Genomic DNA, 19,090 nt, shown 5'->3' with positions numbered 1-19,090 from the left:
CTGGCGCGAAACCCTCGCGCTCTCGACAAAAGGCGAAACGATGAATTCAAGCGTAGATGTGCTGGTATTCGATCTGGGCGGAGTATTGGTGGACTGGAACGGCATCGATCCGCTGGTGCGGCTTTCTCAGGGCAAGCTGAACCCGGAACAGGCCCGGCGCTTCTGGATGGAAACGCCGTGGATCGCCGAACTCGACACCGGCGCCTGCACGCCGGAAGCGTTCAGCGCCGCGATGGCGGAACACCTGGGGCTGGACATCGACGCGACGGAAATGACCGCGCAACTGGACAGCTGGCTGCGCGGCGCCTTCCCCGGCGCGGCGGAGATGCTGGCCCGGCTTGGCGCGCGCCATCGCCTGGCCGTGCTCAGCAACAACAACGCGCTGCACTGGGACAAAATCGAACGTGAATTCGATCTGCTGCACCGTTTCGACCGGCTATTCGCCTCCCATCTGATCGGCCTTCGCAAGCCGGACGACGAGGTATACCGTCATGTACAGCAAGAGTTGGACGTGCCCCCTCACCGCATCGCCTTTTTCGACGACAACATAGAATGCGTGGACGCCGCCCGCCGCGCCGGCTGGCAAGCGTTTCACACCAAGGGCTTGGACCAGGTGCAGGCCGCTCTGCGCGCCAACGGCTGGCTGGACGCCGTCTAGCGCTAGAACAGGCCGCCGGCCTTGCAGAAGATCGCCACCACCGTCAGCAGCCCAATCAGCCAAGACAATGAGCGCAAGCTGGCCTGGTCAGCCAAGTACAACAAGCCGTGCGCAACCCGAGCCGCGATGAAGACCGCGGCGGCGGCATCCAGAAATGCCGGCGGCACATGCATTCCCCACCCCACCAGCACCGCGGCGGCGAAGGTTGGGAACGCCTCCCAGGCGTTCTGCTGCGCCCAATTAGCCCGCTGCCGATAACCGCTGGCCAGGGCCATCGCCTCACGCGGCTTGTGGTTGTCCACCCGCGAACCGGCTTTGGCCACCCCGGCCCAGATCAATGGCAGCAGAGCGGCCAGCAAAAGGCTCCATAACGCGAACGGCATATCATTCTCCTATGTTGATCCAGCCTCAAACAAATGCTGCTTAAGATATTGCGAGTTAAGCGAGACAAGGCCTTGCGCCCAAGGACACGGAATACGCGGTTGGCTCATCGGCATCATGAAGCATGCTCGCCGCCCTCAAGACGAAACGGATGATAAACAGCTTCTCACGGCGCGCGGCGCCTATGCCCCAGATAGCGCCCGTCGTCAAAGGTGGCCACCCATTCCGGCCGGTAAACCACCAGCACCGCGGCCAGCAAACCTGTGGTAAAAGCCTCCGACCATGACAATAAAAAATAGAACGGAAGCGTCTCTTCAAGCAACTGGTCCCAGGGATAGGCGCCGGCCAGCCCCAAGGCCAACAAGCCGGACAGGCCGGCGGCGAACATGCCGGCGCCGCCGGCGAGGAAGCCGTTGACGAAGACATAAACAAACAGATTACTGGGCAAAACGCGCTGACTCAAGCGCAGCGCCGCGGCGGACAGAGCCACCGGCGGCAAGATCATGGTCAGATAATTCAGGCCCAGCGCCGGCAAATCGGCCTGCCCGCTCAAGGCCAGCGCCAGCAAGGGTAGCGCCAAGGCCAGCAAGGCCAGCCACGGCCCCATCATCAGGGTGAACAGGCCGGCGCCCAGCAAATGGAAGGACAGGCCCGGCGCCACGCCGCCGCGCAGCAGCCACAAGGCCAGCGCCAGCACGCAGGCGCCCATCCAGGCGTTGCAAGCCGGCAAGGGCAAGCCGCGCCAGGCCACCCGTCGCGCCGCCAGCGCCAACAAAGACAAAGCCGCGCCATTACTCAGCCAAAGCGCGACGTCGGGAAAAAATGATGCGGGCAAATCCATGACCTACCTACCGGCTTTATTATCCATTTCGGATGATACCAGAGCGTGCGCACCAACCCGCCTCCATTGGGTACAATGACGTTTTATTGGAGAGTTCCGCATGCCCGCTTTGCCCGCCCCTCACCTGATCGCCCAGCATGTCGCCGCCGCCCTGACCGAAGACATCGGCCGTTGCGACTGGACCGCCCTGCTGATTCCCGAACACAGCGCCGGCGCGGCGCGGGTGGTCGCGCGCGAGCCGGCTACCTTGTGCGGTCAGGCCTGGTTCGACGAATGCTTCCGGCAGGTTGACCCTGATTGCCAGGTGGAATGGCTGGCCGCCGAAGGCGAGCAAGTGGCCGCCGGCGCGGTGCTGTGCAATATCTCCGGCCCGGCACGCGCGCTGCTGAGCGCGGAGCGCTCCGCGCTCAACTTCCTGCAAACCCTGTCCGCGGTCGCCAGCGAAACCCGCCGCTACGTCGACGCCGTGGCAGGCACCCGCGCCCGGATTCTGGACACGCGCAAGACCATGCCCGGACTGCGACTGGCGCAGAAATACGCGGTGACGGTGGGTGGCGGCGACAATCAGCGCATTGGCCTGTTCGACGGCATCCTGATCAAGGAAAACCACATCATGGCCGCCGGCGGCATCGCCGCCGCGCTGCGGGCCGCGCAACAACTGGCTCCCACCGACGTCAGCCTGCAGATCGAGGTGGAAACGCTGGAACAACTGGAGGAAGCGCTGCGCCATGGCGCCAAGCTGGCGCTGCTGGACAATATGTCGCTGGAGCAAATGCGCGAGGCGGTGCGCTTGACCGCCGGCCGCGCTCTGTTGGAGGCCTCCGGTGGCGTGGACTTCGACACCGTGCGCGCGATTGCGGAAACCGGGGTCGACCGCATTTCCGTGGGCAAGCTGACCAAGGATATCCTAGCCGTCGATCTCTCGATGCGATTCACCACAGCCTGACGCCCCCGGACCCGCCTGCTGGCGGCGGGTTCCTGTCATACTTCGCCGCCTAGCGCTATAACTGGTTCATAACCCCCAATAACGAGCGTCATGGACTTCAACCTCCGCAAACGGAACAAACGCCCGGCACGCTATGCGATCTGGGGCTCCATTTTCTTCCTGCTAGCGACTCTGGCGTTGGTGGCTCTGGAACTGCTCAACACCTACCAACAGGAAGAGGAAAACGCGCTGCGACAGGCTAACGGCCTCAGTCAATTGCTGGCCGAGCGGCTGGCCGCCGGCGTCAGCGAAGCCGGGCTGATCCTGCAAAACACGAGTCAACTGCCGCAAGTCCAAACCCTGCTGCACACCGGCAAAAGCAGTGAAGACGGACAACAAAAACTGTATCAACAGCTGCAACAGCAACTGCAGCTGGCGCCCTATCTAAGCCGAATCGAAATCATAGACAGCGCCTGTCAGGCCATCTTCACTAGCCGCCAGGCCGCCATCGTGCGGCAGCCGCACAATGAATTCTGCCGCTGGCTGCATAGAAACGAAGACCCGGAAAACAGTTACACCGCCGCCCAACACAACCCCGAGCAACACGGCATCGTTCTGGCCAGCAAGCTGCGCGACGACAGCGGAAATGTCATAGGCATGGCCGCCGGCGTCATCGCCAACAATTTTTTCCAGGACGAAGTCTCTCGCGTCACCGTGGGTGAACACGGGGAAATCCTGGTGCTGGATCAACGCCAGCTGATGGTGGCGCGCTGGCCCAAACCGCCCAAGGGGCTGGAACGGCAGTTCCGGCCGCTCCAGCCGGCCAAACTACTCAGCCGCGACGGCAATCAGGCGCAATTCAGCGCGCCGTCCAATATCGACGGCGTCACCCGCCTGTACAGCCAAAGCCAGACGGGACGCTACCCGTTTCATGTGGCGGTGGGCATCGCCCGCAAGGATTTCACCCGTTCCGTGCAGGAAAAGGCGACGCTGGCGCTGCTGGGCTGGCTGTTCATCGCCGGCATGACGCTGCTGGCCTTGCGCAATTATCTGTCCAATCTGCGTCAGCACACGCTGCTGAGCCGTAGCACGGACCTGATCCGGCAAAGCGAGGAAGAAGCCAAGCTGATCCTGGACACCGCGCCGCTGGCGCTGCTGTTGGTCAATCCCAAAACACGCCGCATCCAACGTGCCAACGCGCTGGCGCGAGCCATGCTTCAGTTGCCGCCGCGCGCGCCAGGGACCAAGGAAGATTCGGACATTCTCAACCTGCCTTTTCGGCTGCAGCCGCTGGAGCAGTGGCTGGAAGCCGGCCAGGAAATCGAGAGTCAGGAAATGGAGCTGGAACTGGAGGACCACAGCCGGCTCTGGGTCATTGTCTCCCTGCGTCCCTTGGGCGAGCGCACCCCGCCGTCCACCTTAGTGGCGCTCTACGACATCTCCAGCCGCAAACAGCTGGAAGAGCAATTACAGGAAAGCAACCAGCAACTGAGCGAAATGGCGGCCACCGACCCACTGACCCATCTATACAATCGGCGCTACGCCGACATGATGCTGAAAGACGAAATCAGCCGCTGCGAACGCTATGGACAGTCATTGACCATCGCGGTATTCGACATTGACCACTTCAAGCAATTCAACGACCGGCACGGCCATCAGGCTGGCGACAATGTGCTGGTGGCCGTGGCCAACGCGCTGACCGACACCACGCGCAACACCGACATCAGCGCCCGGGTGGGCGGTGAGGAATTCCTGGTGATTTTCCCCTGCACCCGGCTGCGCGACGCGCAAAAAGTGATGGAACGAGTGCAAGTGGTGTTGAGTCAGACACGCTTCCCGCTGGTGGATCAGAGCGTGACCTTCAGCGGCGGCCTAACCGACTGGAGGCCTCACGACACGCCGGAACTGATGCTGGCGCGCGCCGACCGCCTGCTTTACGAAGCCAAGGTCGCGGGCCGCAACATTCTGTTCAATGATCTGGACATGACCTGAACGGCGGCCCATCCTGCCCCGCCACGCCCAAGGCGTCGGACAGCAGCCATAGCATCGCCGCGGTGGCGCCCCAGATGCGGTGGCGCTGCCAGTTCAGCGACAGATAAGCTCGCAGCTGGCCGTCGTCCCCCTGATGGCTGTGGCGCTGATAAGCCCCGGTATCCATCAAAAGCGGCAGCGGCGCCTCGAACACCTCCGCCACCTCTCCCGGTTCCGGGCTGAGTTCGAACGGCGGCAGCACCAATCCCACCACCGGCGTCACCACAAAGCCGGTAATCGTCACATAGTCCGGCAAACGTCCCAGCAGCCGGACATGGCTCTCCGCCAGCCCAGTCTCTTCCCGCGTTTCACGCAGCGCGGCGCGCTCGGCGGAACCGTCGTCCCGCTCCAGCTTGCCGCCCGGAAAGCTGACTTGGCCGGCATGCGCCGGCAGATTTTCAGCGCGCCGGGTCAACAACACCGTCGGCCCCTCGCTATGCCACACCAGCGGCACCAGCACCGCCGCCGGCCGCAGCCCGCCATCGGCCTGCCGGAAACTGAAATCGCCCACCCTGCCGGTAAAGTCATAAGCCGAAAGCCGACCGGCGATCCAGTCGGCCGCTTCTCCCGCCTCCATCGACCACATATTATTGTCCCCTGCCATCATCCACTCGCCGGGCCAACACGCCAGCGGCATCCTTGCTCCATCTTAGGCCAAATCACGACCTCTCTGTCGGCGCCGCCATGGCTATTAACAAAAAACCCGCGCGCCAAGCACCTGAACGGCGCCGGCGGACGCGGGCAAAAAAAATGCCAGGCGGCGAGCCTGGCACATGGCTGAGCATTTCTGCTTGAAACACTCTTAGAGTCTGTTCATCATCTGCTGCGCTTCGTGATACGCCCCACGGTGAGTACCGCTTTGAAATGCTCATGTACCACATGACCATTCCGCTTTCTCAGCGGTTTTCGCCTTGTCTCGCTCTTGCTCGCTAGATTTTGAACAGGCTCTTAGCGGCGCATCGAGTCGAAGAACTGCTGGTTCGACTTGGTGGCCTTGATCTTGTCCTGCAGGAATTCCATCGCTTCCAGATCGTCCATCGGGTAGAGCAACTTGCGCAGCACCCAGATCCGCTGCAACTGATCCTGCGGAATCAGTAGTTCTTCGCGGCGAGTGCCCGAGCGGTTGATGTTCAGCGCCGGGAAAATGCGCTTCTCCGCCATGCGGCGCTCCAGATGGATTTCGCTGTTGCCGGTGCCCTTGAATTCTTCGTAGATCACATCGTCCATGCGGCTGCCGGTATCAATCAGCGCGGTGGCGATGATGGTCAGGCTGCCGCCCTCTTCCACATTGCGCGCAGCGCCGAAGAAACGCTTGGGGCGCTGCAGTGCGTTGGCGTCCACGCCGCCGGTCAGCACCTTGCCGGAAGCCGGCACCACGGTGTTGTAGGCGCGAGCCAGGCGGGTAATGGAATCCAGCAGAATCACCACGTCCTTCTTGTGCTCCACCAGGCGCTTGGCCTTCTCGATCACCATCTCGGCCACTTGCACGTGGCGGGTGGCGGGCTCGTCGAAGGTGGAAGACACCACTTCGCCCTTGACCGAACGTTGCATCTCGGTCACTTCTTCCGGACGCTCGTCGATCAACAGGACGATCAGCACCGCTTCCGGATGGTTGGCGGTGATGGCGTGGGCGATGTGTTGCAGCATCACGGTCTTGCCGGACTTCGGCGGCGCCACCAGCAGACCGCGTTGACCCTTGCCGATCGGCGAGATCAGATCAATGATGCGGCCGGTGATGTTCTCTTCGGCGCGGATGTCGCGTTCCAGCTTGAACTGCTCGGTGGGAAACAGCGGCGTCAGATTCTCGAACAGAATCTTATGCTTGGAGTTTTCCGGCGCTTCGCCGTTGACCTTGTCCACCTTGACCAGCGCGAAATAGCGCTCGCCGTCCTTCGGAGTGCGGATCTCGCCTTCGATCGAATCGCCGGTATGCAGGTTGAAGCGACGAATCTGCGACGGGCTGACATAGATGTCGTCCGGGCCGGCCAGATAGGAGGTGTCTGGGCTGCGCAGGAAACCGAAACCGTCCGGCAGCACTTCCAGGGTACCTTCGCCGAAAATGCTCTCGCCTTTTTTGGCCTGGTTTTTCAGCAAGGCGAAGATCAAATCCTGCTTGCGCAGTCGATTGGCCCCGTCGATCTCGTTGGAAATGGCCATTTCAACGAGTTCGGAAACATGAAGATGTTTTAGATCAGATAAGTGCATAGCAGCCGTAGGTCGACTCGGTAACGATTTAGCGGAACGCTGAATTCGGAGGGTGGCGTAAAAATGGAACGGGCAACGCGTCTATCGCTACCCGTTTTGAGATTTTGCTGGAGAATAGACGCTTTACAGTTGGCTGTCAATGAAGGCGGTCAACTGGCTCTTGGCCAGCGCGCCCACCTTGGTGGCGGCAACCTGGCCGTCTTTGAAAATCATCAGCGTCGGGATGCCGCGAATGCCGAATTTCGGCGGCGTCAGTTCGTTTTGGTCGATGTTCAGCTTCACCACTTTCAGGCGGCCTTCGTATTCCTTGGCCACTTCGTCCAGGATGGGAGCGATCATCTTGCACGGACCACACCACTCGGCCCAATAATCGACCAGCACCGGCAGGTCGGCTTTCAGAACATCGGTATCGAAACTGTCATCGCTTACGTGGTGGATGAGATCGCTCATGGTTTCCTCGCTAAATATTTTGGTGGTGCATCTACTGCAATTGATGTGTGATGGTAGCAAGCGCGGAGTGCCGGAGCAACCGGAAATCCGGAGCGCGCCGCCGGGTTCGCTCTTCGTTCTTCCCTTATATACCACCTAGAACCACTTGACCTGGCCGACAATGCCGCTGCTGAAACGCCCAGGCTTCGGTATAATGCGCAGCTGTTTATTCCGAGAAGGACTCCAAATGGGCTTTCTGCAAGGCAAAAAGATTCTGATTACCGGCATGATCTCCAACCGCTCCATCGCTTACGGCATTGCCCAGGCCTGTCATCGCGAAGGTGCGGAACTGGCGTTCACCTATGTGGTGGACAAACTGGAAGACCGCGTGCGCGAAATGGCCGCGGACTTCGGTTCCAAGCTGGTTTTCCGCTGCGACGTGCAGAACGACGAAGAAATCAATAAATTGTTCGCCGACCTCGGCAAGGAATGGGACGGCCTGGACGGCCTGGTGCACGCCATCGCCTTCGCCCCGCGCGAATCGCTGGAAGGCGACTTTTTGGATGCGCTGAGCCGCGAAGCTTTCCAGACCGCGCACGATGTGTCCGCCTATAGTTTCCCGGCGCTGGCCAAGGCCGCGCGCCCGATGATGCAAGGCCGCAACGCCGCCCTGCTGACCCTGTCCTACTTGGGCGCGGTGCGAGCCATCCCGAATTACAACGTGATGGGCCTGGCCAAAGCCAGCCTGGAAGCCTCGGTGCGCTTCATGGCCGCCAGCCTGGGCAAGGACGGTATCCGCGTCAACGGCATTTCCGCGGGCCCGATCAAGACCCTGGCCGCCGCCGGCATTTCCGGCTTCTCCAAACTGCTGGCCATGGCCGCCGGACAGTCCTGTCTGCGCCGCAACGTCACCACCGAGGAAGTGGGCAATACCGCCGCTTTCCTGTTGTCCAATCTGTCCTCCGGCATTACCGGTGAAATCACTTATGTCGACGCCGGCTTCAGCATCAACTCGCTGAACGTTCCGGAAGCCTGATTCAATCGCCGCCATATCGAAATGGACCCGCCGGGTCCATTTTTTTTATCCTTTCCGATAAACCGCCACACCGTCATTTGCTCCAAGATTAATCTCATTGAAAATAGATAAGCGGAGCGCTATTGCATTAAAAACAGTGTGGCTGATATTCAAGGGACGCCAACGCCTGATTATAAAGTCATGCGGCCAAATCACATTGAATATCGATGATCCGCTCCGCAATGGGTCAGGCCGTCATAAACCCGGCCCAATCAGTCGTCAGTAACGAGAACCCAGATCTCGATCCTCAGCCGCCCCGCCCAGCATATGGGTTAGTTCATCGCAGGCGCGCACCATGCCGTCGCGCACACAAAACTCGGCGATGACCAGCATCCGCACCTGACCGCCGTCCCGCTTATCCGCGGTAACCAAATGGCGGGTGAACAGCCGCTCTCCCTGCTCCGCCCAGCTCAGGATTTCAAGGCCGACCCGGCTGCACTCCCGCTTCAAATGGCGCAAATGCCTGACGAAAGCGGGGTAATCCAGATTGCGACCGTCCGCCTGCTGCCGGTAGTCCGGATGCACCAGTCGGGCCAAGCGGCTTTCGTCTAGTTCCGGGCTCAGCAATGCGCATTCGAATAGTTCCCTCACCACAGTGATAGCGGTGTCTTGCATGGTTTTGCTCCTTAGTACCGGTTTACGATCTGCCTCGCGTAGACGATGCGGCATTGAAACCAGCATTCAAAATGCTCATGCACCACCTGTACATTCGGCTTTCTCAACCGTTTTCGCCTTGTCTCGCTGGGTCGTAAACACATTCTTAGAGTGGCTAACAAAACTCAGTTTCACGGCTGAGGCAAGGCGCGCCGACGCAGACAGTACATTGAGTACGGCAAATCCGGACAACGCAGCATCAGGGGTTTTGTTAGCCGCTCTTAGTTAGTAGGGACAGATGTCGATAAAGGGCGACGCGGCCCATGCCTCGCCGCCACCGTGGCCAGTATCACGCCCCGCGGCGGCGGCGCGTTATCGCTATAATGCCAACGGATAGCTCAAACAGGCCAAGACCATGCTGATCGCCGCCAACCGCATCCATCACAACGCCGCCGACCCCGACGCCTGGCACAGCCATGACAGCGGCCAGCTGAGCTTGCTGCGCCACGGCGTGCTAAGCATCGCCACCGACGACGGCCGGCTCTGGCTGCCGCCCGGCCACTTGGTCTGGATTCCTCCCGGCGTGCGCCATGCCTCGCATCGTCACGGCCTGATAGACGGCATCAGCCTCCGCCTTGCCGCAGCGGCCTGCGACCGGCTTCCCGCCTACGCGCAAGCCATCGCCTGCGATGCGCTGCTCCCTGCCATCATGCGGCGCGCGCTGGACTTCGCCGTTCCGCCCCTTCCCAGAGAACAGCGGCTGCTGGGGGTCTTGCTGGACGAATTGGAGCAAAGTCCATCCTTGAGCTTGAGCCTGCCGCTGCCGCAAGACCGGCGCGCGCGCCGCGTCGCCGACGCCCTGACGGAAGCGCCCGATGACCCCCGCTCGCGCGACGACTGGGCGCAATGGGCCGGCCTCAGCGGGCGCAGCCTGAGCCGCCTGTTTCCAGAACAAACCGGGCTCAGTTTCCAGGCCTGGCGCCGCCGGTTGCGGCTATTGAAGTCCCTGGAATATTTGTCGGCCGGCCAAGCCGTCGGTGTCGCGGCCTGGCGCTGCGGCTACGACAGCCCCAGCGCCTTCATCGCCGCCTTCCGCCAGGCCTTCGGCCACACGCCAACCCAGTTGCTGGGCTGGCCCGCGGACGCCTTCAGCGAAAACTCAGGCTCTTGAACCCACTGAACTGCCCAGCCAACGCCTCGATCAACAACCTACCCTGTAGAGCCAGTTCACGATCTCGTGAGCAAGGGCGAGACCACAAGAAGTGCGTCGCGACATGAGCGGCGGCCATATCGCATGCCCGCCTTCAAGCCAGCAGCGACTCCAGCGCCGCGGCCAACTTGCCCGCGCTCCGCCGAGCCCATGCGGGCGCGGAGCCTCCGGCGCACAGCCTCTCCTCTAGCGCGTAGGCGCTGCGCACCAGATGATAGCCAAGCCATGGAACCGGTTCCGGAGCCCAACGGCGCACCCGCTCCAAACGCCCTTCAGACATAACCCAGGGCATGGTGGTCAAATCGCCGTCTCGCTCCAGGATCAATTCCGCCAGCGTGCGCCCCATCAAGTTAGACGCCCCCACGCCCTCGCCGCCGTAACCGCCGGCCATGGCGATGCCGGCCCGCCGGTCATACAGCGCATAGGGCGTGAAAGCGCGCGCCACGCCCAAGGTGCCGCCCCAGCGGTACTCAACCTCCGTAGCGCCCAGCGCCGGCAACAATTGACGCAGCAGACGCTCGCGCCAAGCGAACTCATCGCTGCCCGGATCAAAGTTCCATCGTTCACGGCCGCCCAGCCGGTAGCCCCCGCGCGCGCCAAACACCAGGCGGCCGTCCGCGCTGCGTTGCCCGTAAGTCACCATCCGGCTCAAATCGCCGAAAGCCTGACGATCAGCCAGGCCAATCTCATCCCATTGAGCAGACGACAACGGCTCAGTGGCCAACAGCAGGCTCTGCACCGGCAGCAGGCAACGCGCCAAGCGGGAAAACTGCCCGGCCGCGCCTTCCAGGGCAGGCACGATGACGTCGGCGCGCAACTCGCAGCCGTCCAGCCTGGCCACCCCGGGAGCGAGCCGACGCACCGGGCTGCGCTCATGAATCCGCACCCCCAACCGCGCTGCGGCCCGCGCAAGGCCTTGCGCCAGCCTGGCCGGCTGAATCACCGCGCAATGCGGCGAGAACACCCCGCCGCGCACGTCGCGCGCGCCCAGCTGCTCTTGTGCCTCTTTGCGGTCCAGCCATCGAAAGTCGGCTTCGCCGTGCCCCGCCCGTCGCAACTCCCGCAGCCACTTCCGCCCCATTGCCTCCTGCTCGGGATAGCGCGCCGCCGCATACAACACCCCGCCATGGACAAAGTCGCAATCGATGCGCTCCCGCGGCAAGATCTCGGCCACCTCGTCGACAATGCCGAACAACCGCCGCCGCGCTTGTTCACGCCGCTCGCCGTCCAGCCTGAGCAAATGGGCATCCTGATTGGCCAGTCCTCCGATCAGCCAGCCTCCGTTGCGCCCAGACGCGCCATAGCCGCAAGTTTCGGCTTCCAGCACCGCCACATCCAGCTCCGGCGCCATGCGCTTGAGGTAGTAAGCCGTCCAAAGGCCGGTATAGCCTCCACCGATTACCGCCACATCGCAGCGCGCCGATTGCGTCAACGGCGGCCAATGCGGCTCGGCGGGGCTTTGATCCAGCCATAGACAGGCTTGAGTCAGTGAGGACATGCGCTCTCCTTGTTGCGGCCAACCGGCTAAGAACCTGTTTACGATATCGCGAGCAAGGGCGAGATCGTAAACAGGTTCTTAAGCTCGGCCGTGTCGCCAACGCTGTTATCATGAAGGTCGACCATACCCGTCCATTGCGAGAACCAGCTTATGGAAATTCTGATTTTTCCCGAAGCGGAAGTGCCCGCAGAACTGCGCATGCAAGTTCTCGAACTGCAAAACCTGGCCTGGCCTGGCGAACCGCCAACCCGCCCCGACCCCATCCACGATCCCGCGCTGGGGCCGCTGTCGCTGTTGCTGGTGGAGAACCGTCGGGTGCTGTCGGCGCTGGACATCCTCAGCAAGCAGCTAAGCCACGCGGACGAGAACTTCCAGGCCAGCGGCATCAGCTGCATGGTCACTCAGCCCGAGGATCGCAGCCGCGGCTTGGGGCGACTGCTGGCCGCCTCCGCTCGCGAAACCATGCAAGCCAATGGCGCAGATCTCGGCATCTTCACTTGCGACCGGCCCTTGCGGCGCTTTTACCAAAGTTGCGGCTGGAGCGAACTGCCTGGCGCCGTCTTGATCGGCGGCACGCCGGCCTCGCCGTTTTCCAGCAACCAATTCGACAAAGCGACGATGGCCAGCTTTTTCAGCGACAAGGCCAAGCAAATGGCCGCGCGCTTCGAACATTGCGAGATTGCGCTCCATCCCGGGAACATCGACAGGCTTTGGTAAGCCGCGAGACGCCGTCAGGCCGAAGCAAACGACGGTCCGGCGCGATCAAAACACCAATGCGGAGCGGTAGAATCATTCCTTCCGCGACAAACGCCAGCCTCAGTCCCTACCGGCGCTCTGTTCCGCCAATCCGCAAGCGACCCAGCCACCATGATCGAAACGCCCGACATCATCGAAATCGAGTTATCCGCGCCCTACCGAGTCCAGGGCGAAGCCGCCCGCGGTCAGTCCGTTTGGCTGTTGGCCCGTCTCTGGCATGCCCACCATTTTGGCGACGGCTCGGTGTCCGCAGCAGCCTTGCGGCTCGGCTTCCCTGGCCAAAACAATATCCGCATGCTGATCTCGCGCGCTTTCGCCGATTTCGCGCGTTGGGGCGTGCAAGCGGGCTGGGGAGCCGCTCACGGCCAGCCCATCGCCACCCTGCCGTTGAACGGGCGCAGCCGCGGTCCATTCTGGCTGACGGCCGACATGGCCTCGCGACTGCGTTTCAGCGCCGGCGGTGTAGAGGTGGAGCGAGATTGGCTGGAACACTTTCTGGGCCTGCGCAGGGAGCGGGCGGAAAACCCGGCCGGCGATCTGTCCTACCTGATGCGCGACATGCGCTTCTGGCAGCAGATGGCGCAAGCGATCCGCGATGAATACGACGGTTTCGGACGCCGCCCCAGCCGTCAGATAGCTGAATCCTTCCACGTTGCGCGCCAGTTCGCCGATGACGATTTTCAACAGGCTCTGGCTTTGATGAAGGAAAGCCTGGCCTGGCGCCGCAGCGCCCAGTTGGACGGCAGCCGCAGCGCGCTGAAACGGCTGGACCGAGTGCTGGACGCCGGCAGCGTGCATCACGCCCACCCTACTTTCGCCGCCATGGCCTGCATCGTCAGAGCCTGGGAACGCTACACGCATGGCGATGCCGAAGCGGCTCAGACCATGCTGGAGCATCTGCAAACCTCGCCGGAGCTGCAACCGGTATTCCGCTACAACCCGCGGGTACGCTTCGAATGTCTGAATCTGATGGCGCTGTTGCACAAGCACGCCGCCACCAGCGGCGCGGGCATAGCGCGCCAGCAAGACCAGGCCGGCGCGGCTCTGCAAGCGCTGAGCGGCGCACTGGAGGCAGCTTACGAGGCGGATTCGATCGACGCCGCCCAACATGTGGCCGCCAATATCGGTTGGTGCTTGTGGCTGTTCTGGCAGCAAGGTTTGATCGACCCGGAACGAAAACAGCAGGTGAGCGCGGTGCAACTGCAAGCAATGCGCTGGCTTGGCCTATCCGAATGGATTTGCGACCGTTTCGGCTACGGCAGCGGCTCCGCCTGGAACCTGATTTTCATCCTGCGTATCGCACGCGGCAACTGTCCGCCACCGCGCTCGCGCAGCTTGGCCGCTTTCCGCGCACAACAGCCGCTGGCGCTGGAAACCGCCATCGCCGCCCTGCATCCCTTGCACGCCTCCTTGTCCCCGGCCAAGGGCTTTAGCCGCTGGTCCTCGGCGGCGGTCCTGGCGCTGGACGAGCAGCTAGCCGGCAAGGCCGCCTTCCCTCCCTTGCAACAAGCCAATCTATTGCTGGAAGCCGCATGGTTCCTGTTGCATGAGCAGGGCGCCGGACAGAAAGCTGCCGACACGCTCTCCCGCCTCCAAGCCTTGCTTCCCTCCTTGCGCCGCAGCGAGCGCAGCTTTTTCAACGGAGAGTTGCAACGGCTGCCCATAGAAGCGCCGTTAGCCGAGCCCTGCCCAAAAAAATAGCCGGCAAGGCCGGCTGAACACGGGTAGGCCGGTCTAGACCGGGCTCAACACATGCACGGACAGTCCGGCCACCGCGCCCTCGGTCGCGGCGATGAAGCCCCGCAGCGCCGGCGCGTCCAGATGCCGATCCAGCGCGGCCTTGCTTGCCCATTTTTCCATTACCACCAAACTGTCCGCCCCAAACGGCTGCGGAGAATCCGCATGGTCCAGAGCCGGGCCGTATTCAATGCAACCCTCTTCCTCGCGCACCAGGGGCACGATCGCATTCAGCTCTTGCAAGATTACGGCGCGCTGCCCCGGTTTGGCGGTAATCACGGCAACTACATGCAACATGGCAATCCTTACATAAAGTCAACGACACGCCGCCGCGCGCATTCGCGGCGGCCACTGAAATACGGCAAGCGCCAAGACAAATGGTTCGGCTCCGCCTCAAGCGATAAAAACATATAGACGGAATGACCGGCTGAGTTAGACCGATTCATTGCGCCTAACCTGCCGAGTTTGATGTTACTGGAGGAATTTCTAAATTTCGGAGGGGAAAATAAAAAAAGCTCTGCAAATGCAGAGCTTTAAATATTTGATACTTTTGGAATTCTTTGGTCGGGGCGAGAAGATTCGAACTTCCGACCCCCTGCACCCCATGCAGGTGCGCTACCAGGCTGCGCTACGCCCCGACTCGAGAGAAACGTATTCTAAACTGCTTTTTAATTTTTGCCAAGCCCTGAATCGAGCCATTCTAAAATCGCCTCCAACTCGGTCCTCACCTCCTGGGCCGTTGCCGGGCGCACTTCCTGGCCGTCCGCGCCCAATCGCTGGCGGGCTCCGTGAATGGTAAAACCATCGTCATATAACAAGCCGCGAATGCGTCTGACCAATAACACTTCGTGATGTTGGTAGTAACGGCGGTTGCCGCGGCGCTTCACCTGACGCAGCTGGGAGAACTCCTGCTCCCAATAGCGCAGCACATGCGGCTTGACGCCGGTGAGCTCGCTCACTTCGCTGATGGTGAAGTAACGCTTGGACGGTATCGACGGCAGATCAGCCTTGCTTGTTGGCATGGAATTGCTCGACCATTCCCTTGAGTTTCTGACTAGCGTGGAACGTTACCACACGTCGCGCGGTGATGGGAATCTCTTCCCCGGTCTTGGGGTTGCGACCCGGACGCTGCGGCTTGTCGCGCAACTGGAAATTACCGAAACCGGATAATTTGACGGAATCTCCGGACTCCAAGGCCTGGCGAATTTCTTCAAAAAACGATTCAACCATGTCCTTGGCTTCACGCTTGTTCAGACCCACTTGATCAAACAGCATGTCGGCCAGCTCAGCCTTGGTCAAAGTCATGTCACCCTCTCACACATCAATATTTCTAATCATTCAAAAGCCCGCCGACAAGCCGGCGGGCTCCACGCCTTGGGCTCAGCGCAGCTGAGCGCCCAGCTCGGCGGCAACGCCGTCCAGCAGGGCTTTAAGCGCCGGCTCCACATCTTCGTCGGTCAGCGTGCGGCTATTGTCCTGCAACATCACGCGGAAGGCCAGACTCTTCTTGCCTTCTTCCACGCCTTTGCCGCGATAAACGTCAAACAAAGCCACTTCGCTGACAATGGCGACGCCGTGCTTGGCGAAGCAGGCCAGCAATTGCTCCGTTTCCACCGCCTCGTCCACCACCAGCGCCAGATCGCGGCGCACCGCCTGGAACTTGCTCACCGGTTGCGCCTTGATAGGCTGCCGAGCTTCCACAGCGGCCAGATCCAATTCAAACAACACCGGAGCGCTGGACAAATCATATTGCTGCGCCCACTTGGGATGCAGTTCGCCAATCACGCCCACCGCCAGGCCATTCACCAGCACCTCGGCGCAGCGGCCCGGATGGAAGGCCGGGTGCTCTGCCTTGCGGAAGCTGGCTTGCTGCGGATGCAGCAGGGCTTCGACATCGGCTTTGACATCGAAGAAGTCGACTCGCTCCGCCTTGACCCCCCACTGCTCGGGCAAGCGCGGCCCCCAAGCGAGACCGGCCACTTTTTCCGGCTGGTCGAACCAGTCGGCGGATTTCTTGAACACGCGCGCCACTTCGAACACGCGCACGCGCGGCTGCTTGCGGTTGATGTTGCCGACCAACACGTCCACCAAGCCGCCGATCAAGGTGGAGCGCATCACGCTCATCTGCGAGGCGATCGGATTGATCAGACGCACCGGCTGCTCGTTGGCGGCGAAATCACGCTCCCAGGCTTCGTCGACGAAGGCGTAGCTGACGATTTCCTGATAGTCGCGGGCCGCCAGCAGATGGCGGATTTGATCGCGGGGCCGCAGCTCTTCCCGCTGCGCCAGCATGCGCATGCCGGAACGCGGGGCGTCTGCAGGAATCGCGTCGTAGCCGTAAACCCGCGCCACCTCCTCGATCAAATCTTCCTCAATCGCGATGTCGAAGCGGAAAGACGGCGCCTCCACGGTGAAAACCTCGCCATCCAGGCGGTGAGTCAAACCCAGCCTGCTTAGAATTTCACCGATCTGTTCGCTGCTCAGCGTCACGCCCAACAGCTTGGCGCAACGCGACACGCGCAGCTTGACCTCGCCGCGGCGCGGCAACTCGGCCGCGGCTTCCACCACCGGGCCCGGTTGCCCCCCGCAGATGTCCAACACCAGGCGAGTGGCGCGCTCCATCGCATCGCGCTGTAGCTGGAAGTCCACGCCGCGCTCGTAACGGAAAGAGGAATCCGAACCGAAACCCAGCTCGCGCGCTTTGCCGGCAATCGCTTCCGGAGCAAAGAAAGCGCTTTCCAGGAAAATGTCTGTGCTGCCGGTGGTCACGCCGCTGTGCTCGCCGCCCATGATGCCGGCGATGGCCAGTGCTTTGCTCTGGTCCGCGATCACCATGTAGTCCGGCTTGAGCTTGACGGTTTTCTCGTTCAGGCACAGCAGTTCTTCGCCGTCCTTGGCCATGCGCGCGACGATGCCGCCGTCCAGCTTGGCCAGGTCGAAGGCGTGCATCGGTTGGCCTTGTTCCAGCAACACGTAGTTGGTGATGTCGACCACGGCGGAAATCGAACGCAGGCCGGCGCGCTCAAGGCGGCGGCGCATCCATTCCGGCGTGGCGGCGGCGGCGTTGACGCCCCTGAGCACGCGCCCCAGGTAACGGCCGCAGCCCGACTTGGCGTCTATGCTCACCGGCAAGGCGTCGTCGATCACCGGCGCCACCGCGGGAATGGCCACCGGCGAGAGTTCCGCGCCGGTCAGCGCCGCCACTTCGCGGGCGATGCCGCGAATGGACAGACAATCGGCTCGGTTGGGGGTGATTTTCAGCGTGAACAGCTGGTCGTCCAGGCCGAGGTAGTCGCGAATGCTCTGTCCCGTCGGCGCATCGGCCGGCAGCACCAGCAGGCCGTCGGCCTCGTCCGGCACACCAAGCTCCTTGCCGGAACACAGCATGCCGTTGGATTCGACGCCGCGCATTTTGGTCGGCTTGATCTTGAAATCACCGGGCAGCGCGGCGCCGGGCAAGGCGCAAGGCACCTTCAGGCCCACGGCGACATTGGGCGCGCCGCAGACGATCTGCACCAGTTCGCCAGTTCCCACGTCCACCTTGGTCACACGCAGGCGGTCGGCGTTTTCATGCTTGGCCACTTCCTTGACTTCAGCCACCACCACCCCGCTGAAGGCCGGCGCGGCGGCGTTGACTTCCTCCACCTCCAAACCCGCCATGGTCAGCAGGTAGGACAGTTCGTCGGTGCTCAGCGACGGATTAACCCAGCTTCTCAGCCATTGTTCGGAAAATTGCATAGTATTCGGCTCCGTACGCGATCAGTTGAACTGTCTCAGGAAGTTGAGGTCGTTCTCGAAGAACAGCCGCAGGTCGTTGACGCCGTAGCGCAGCATGGCGAAACGGTCCAGACCGATGCCGAAGGCGAAGCCGGTGTACTTCTCCGGGTCGATGTTGACATTGCGCAACACATTGGGGTGCACCATGCCGCAGCCGCCCACTTCCAGCCAGCCGCGTTCGCCCAACACGTCGATTTCCGCCGACGGTTCGGTGAACGGGAAGAAGGACGGACGGAAGCGCACTTGCAGATCGTCGCGCTCGAAGAAACGGCGCAGGAAGTCGGTGACCACCGCCTTGAGATCGGCGAAGGACACGCCCTCTTCCACCCACAGGCCTTCCATCTGATGGAACATCGGCGAATGGGTGGCGTCGGAGTCGACGCGATATACGCGGCCCGGAGCCACGATCTTGATGGGCGGCTGATTGCTCATCATGAAGCGCGCCTGGATCGGGCTGGTATGCGTGCGCAACACGTCGCCGCCTTCCACGTAGAAGGTGTCGGCCATCGCGCGCGCGGGATGGTTTTCCGGGATGTTCAGCGCTTGGAAATTATAGAAATCGGTTTCGATCTCTGGACCGTCCGCCACTTCGAAACCCATGGTGCGGAACAGGCCGGCGATGCGCTCCAAAGTCAGCGCCACCGGATGCAAGCCGCCGCCGTTGCTGCCGCGCCCTGGGAGGGTCACGTCCAGCGCCTCGGCAGCCAGTTGCGCCTCCAGCTTGGCGGCGTTCATTTGATCAAGGCGCTGTTTGTGCGCGGCCTCAAAAGCCTGCTTGGCCACGTTGATGGTGGCGCCGGCGGCCTTGCGCTCTTCAGCGGGCAGTTTGCCCAGCTGCTTCAGGAGTTCGGTCAACTCGCCGCTCTTGCCCAGATAGCGGGCCTTGACCTGCTCCAATTCAACGAGATCGGCCGCCGCGGCTAGCGCGGTCAGGCCGGATTGGAGAATCGCGTCAACGTTGTTCATCGTGTTC

Annotated in this window: 19 protein-coding genes and 1 tRNA gene; 7 read left to right on the top strand and 13 right to left on the bottom strand. The window is 62.1% G+C overall.

What is annotated here, in order from left to right; translation table 11 throughout:
- Positions 1-40: 40 nt before the first annotated feature.
- Complete coding sequence (locus MOV80_RS01340) at positions 41-658, top strand: HAD family phosphatase (RefSeq protein WP_118266903.1); 618 nt, start codon at positions 41-43, stop codon at positions 656-658.
- A 2-nt stretch (positions 659-660) separates the two neighbouring features.
- On the opposite strand, the gene MOV80_RS01335 is transcribed toward MOV80_RS01340, so the two are convergent.
- Together MOV80_RS01335 and MOV80_RS01330 are read right to left on the bottom strand one after the other, a co-directional pair.
- The gene (locus tag MOV80_RS01335; RefSeq protein WP_019104545.1) at positions 661-1,041 is read right to left on the bottom strand and encodes an MAPEG family protein; all 381 of its coding nucleotides are present in this window, start codon (positions 1,039-1,041) and stop codon (positions 661-663) included.
- Positions 1,042-1,205: 164 nt separating this feature from the next.
- Complete coding sequence (locus tag MOV80_RS01330; protein ID WP_118266901.1) at positions 1,206-1,880, bottom strand: energy-coupling factor ABC transporter permease; 675 nt, start codon at positions 1,878-1,880, stop codon at positions 1,206-1,208.
- A 100-nt stretch (positions 1,881-1,980) separates the two neighbouring features.
- Between MOV80_RS01330 and nadC the strand changes: the two genes are divergently transcribed.
- Both nadC and MOV80_RS01320 read left to right on the top strand, forming a co-directional pair.
- A complete protein-coding gene (nadC, locus tag MOV80_RS01325; RefSeq protein WP_043591611.1) occupies positions 1,981-2,826 on the top strand; it encodes a carboxylating nicotinate-nucleotide diphosphorylase in 846 nt (281 codons plus the stop codon).
- A 90-nt stretch (positions 2,827-2,916) separates the two neighbouring features.
- The gene (locus MOV80_RS01320; RefSeq protein WP_081576253.1) at positions 2,917-4,797 is read left to right on the top strand and encodes a GGDEF domain-containing protein; all 1,881 of its coding nucleotides are present in this window, start codon (positions 2,917-2,919) and stop codon (positions 4,795-4,797) included.
- Here the strand turns inward: MOV80_RS01320 and MOV80_RS01315 are convergent.
- The 3 genes from MOV80_RS01315 to trxA form a co-directional block, all read right to left on the bottom strand.
- Entirely contained in the window at positions 4,775-5,473 is a 699-nt protein-coding gene (locus tag MOV80_RS01315; RefSeq protein ID WP_240333859.1) for a CoA pyrophosphatase, read from the bottom strand. The two genes, MOV80_RS01320 and MOV80_RS01315, sit on opposite strands and share 23 nt — an antisense overlap.
- Before the next feature lie 311 nt (positions 5,474-5,784).
- Positions 5,785-7,041, bottom strand: coding sequence for a transcription termination factor Rho (gene rho / locus MOV80_RS01310; protein ID WP_043591613.1), 1,257 nt, complete (start codon positions 7,039-7,041; stop codon positions 5,785-5,787).
- A gap of 123 nt (positions 7,042-7,164) precedes the next feature.
- Positions 7,165-7,491: a thioredoxin TrxA gene (trxA, locus tag MOV80_RS01305; protein WP_039755088.1), complete on the bottom strand. Its 327-nt coding sequence runs from the start codon at positions 7,489-7,491 to the stop codon at positions 7,165-7,167.
- A 226-nt stretch (positions 7,492-7,717) separates the two neighbouring features.
- Here trxA and fabI point away from each other — a divergent pair, with 226 nt between their 5' ends.
- Complete coding sequence (gene fabI, locus MOV80_RS01300) at positions 7,718-8,506, top strand: enoyl-ACP reductase FabI (protein WP_043591772.1); 789 nt, start codon at positions 7,718-7,720, stop codon at positions 8,504-8,506.
- A 258-nt stretch (positions 8,507-8,764) separates the two neighbouring features.
- On the opposite strand, the gene MOV80_RS01295 is transcribed toward fabI, so the two are convergent.
- Positions 8,765-9,160 (bottom strand): nuclear transport factor 2 family protein, encoded by a 396-nt coding sequence (locus MOV80_RS01295; protein WP_162897018.1) that lies wholly within the window; start codon positions 9,158-9,160, stop codon positions 8,765-8,767.
- 394 nt (positions 9,161-9,554) lie between these two features.
- Here MOV80_RS01295 and MOV80_RS01290 point away from each other — a divergent pair, with 394 nt between their 5' ends.
- On the top strand, positions 9,555-10,310 hold the full coding sequence (locus MOV80_RS01290) for a helix-turn-helix transcriptional regulator (protein WP_118266897.1): 756 nt from the start codon (positions 9,555-9,557) through the stop codon (positions 10,308-10,310).
- Positions 10,311-10,443: 133 nt separating this feature from the next.
- Here the strand turns inward: MOV80_RS01290 and MOV80_RS01285 are convergent, their stop codons facing one another.
- Positions 10,444-11,847 carry an FAD-dependent oxidoreductase gene (locus MOV80_RS01285; protein WP_118266895.1) on the bottom strand — a complete coding sequence of 468 codons (1,404 nt, stop codon included), beginning with the start codon at positions 11,845-11,847 and terminating at the stop codon, positions 10,444-10,446.
- Between the two features lie 150 nt (positions 11,848-11,997).
- On the opposite strand from MOV80_RS01285, the gene MOV80_RS01280 reads away from it, so the two are divergent.
- Positions 11,998-12,564 (top strand): GNAT family N-acetyltransferase, encoded by a 567-nt coding sequence (locus MOV80_RS01280; protein WP_107731785.1) that lies wholly within the window; start codon positions 11,998-12,000, stop codon positions 12,562-12,564.
- Between the two features lie 150 nt (positions 12,565-12,714).
- On the top strand, positions 12,715-14,304 hold the full coding sequence (locus MOV80_RS01275; protein WP_118266893.1) for a hypothetical protein: 1,590 nt from the start codon (positions 12,715-12,717) through the stop codon (positions 14,302-14,304).
- Positions 14,305-14,337: 33 nt separating this feature from the next.
- Here MOV80_RS01275 and MOV80_RS01270 read toward each other — a convergent pair whose 3' ends face one another.
- The 6 genes from MOV80_RS01270 to pheS all read right to left on the bottom strand — a co-directional run bounded on the left by MOV80_RS01270 (position 14,338) and on the right by pheS (position 19,083).
- Positions 14,338-14,637 carry a putative quinol monooxygenase gene (locus MOV80_RS01270; protein WP_019103245.1) on the bottom strand — a complete coding sequence of 100 codons (300 nt, stop codon included), beginning with the start codon at positions 14,635-14,637 and terminating at the stop codon, positions 14,338-14,340.
- 264 nt (positions 14,638-14,901) lie between these two features.
- Positions 14,902-14,978: transfer RNA gene (locus tag MOV80_RS01265), tRNA-Pro, on the bottom strand.
- Between the two features lie 30 nt (positions 14,979-15,008).
- A complete protein-coding gene (locus tag MOV80_RS01260) occupies positions 15,009-15,362 on the bottom strand; it encodes a MerR family transcriptional regulator (RefSeq protein WP_019103244.1) in 354 nt (117 codons plus the stop codon).
- Positions 15,343-15,645: an integration host factor subunit alpha gene (locus MOV80_RS01255; protein WP_019103243.1), complete on the bottom strand. Its 303-nt coding sequence runs from the start codon at positions 15,643-15,645 to the stop codon at positions 15,343-15,345. Before MOV80_RS01255 ends, MOV80_RS01260 begins: the two co-directional genes overlap by 20 nt.
- Before the next feature lie 75 nt (positions 15,646-15,720).
- Complete coding sequence (gene pheT, locus MOV80_RS01250; RefSeq protein ID WP_118266891.1) at positions 15,721-18,078, bottom strand: phenylalanine--tRNA ligase subunit beta; 2,358 nt, start codon at positions 18,076-18,078, stop codon at positions 15,721-15,723.
- Positions 18,079-18,099: 21 nt separating this feature from the next.
- A complete protein-coding gene (gene pheS / locus MOV80_RS01245) occupies positions 18,100-19,083 on the bottom strand; it encodes a phenylalanine--tRNA ligase subunit alpha (protein ID WP_019103241.1) in 984 nt (327 codons plus the stop codon).
- Between the last annotated feature and the right edge of the window lie 7 nt (positions 19,084-19,090).

This window comes from Chromobacterium sp. IRSSSOUMB001 (assembly GCF_023507765.1).
Lineage (GTDB): Bacteria > Pseudomonadota > Gammaproteobacteria > Burkholderiales > Chromobacteriaceae > Chromobacterium > Chromobacterium haemolyticum.
The sequence above is the reverse complement of the archived record's forward strand: the minus strand, read 5'-3'. Positions and strand labels throughout refer to the sequence as shown.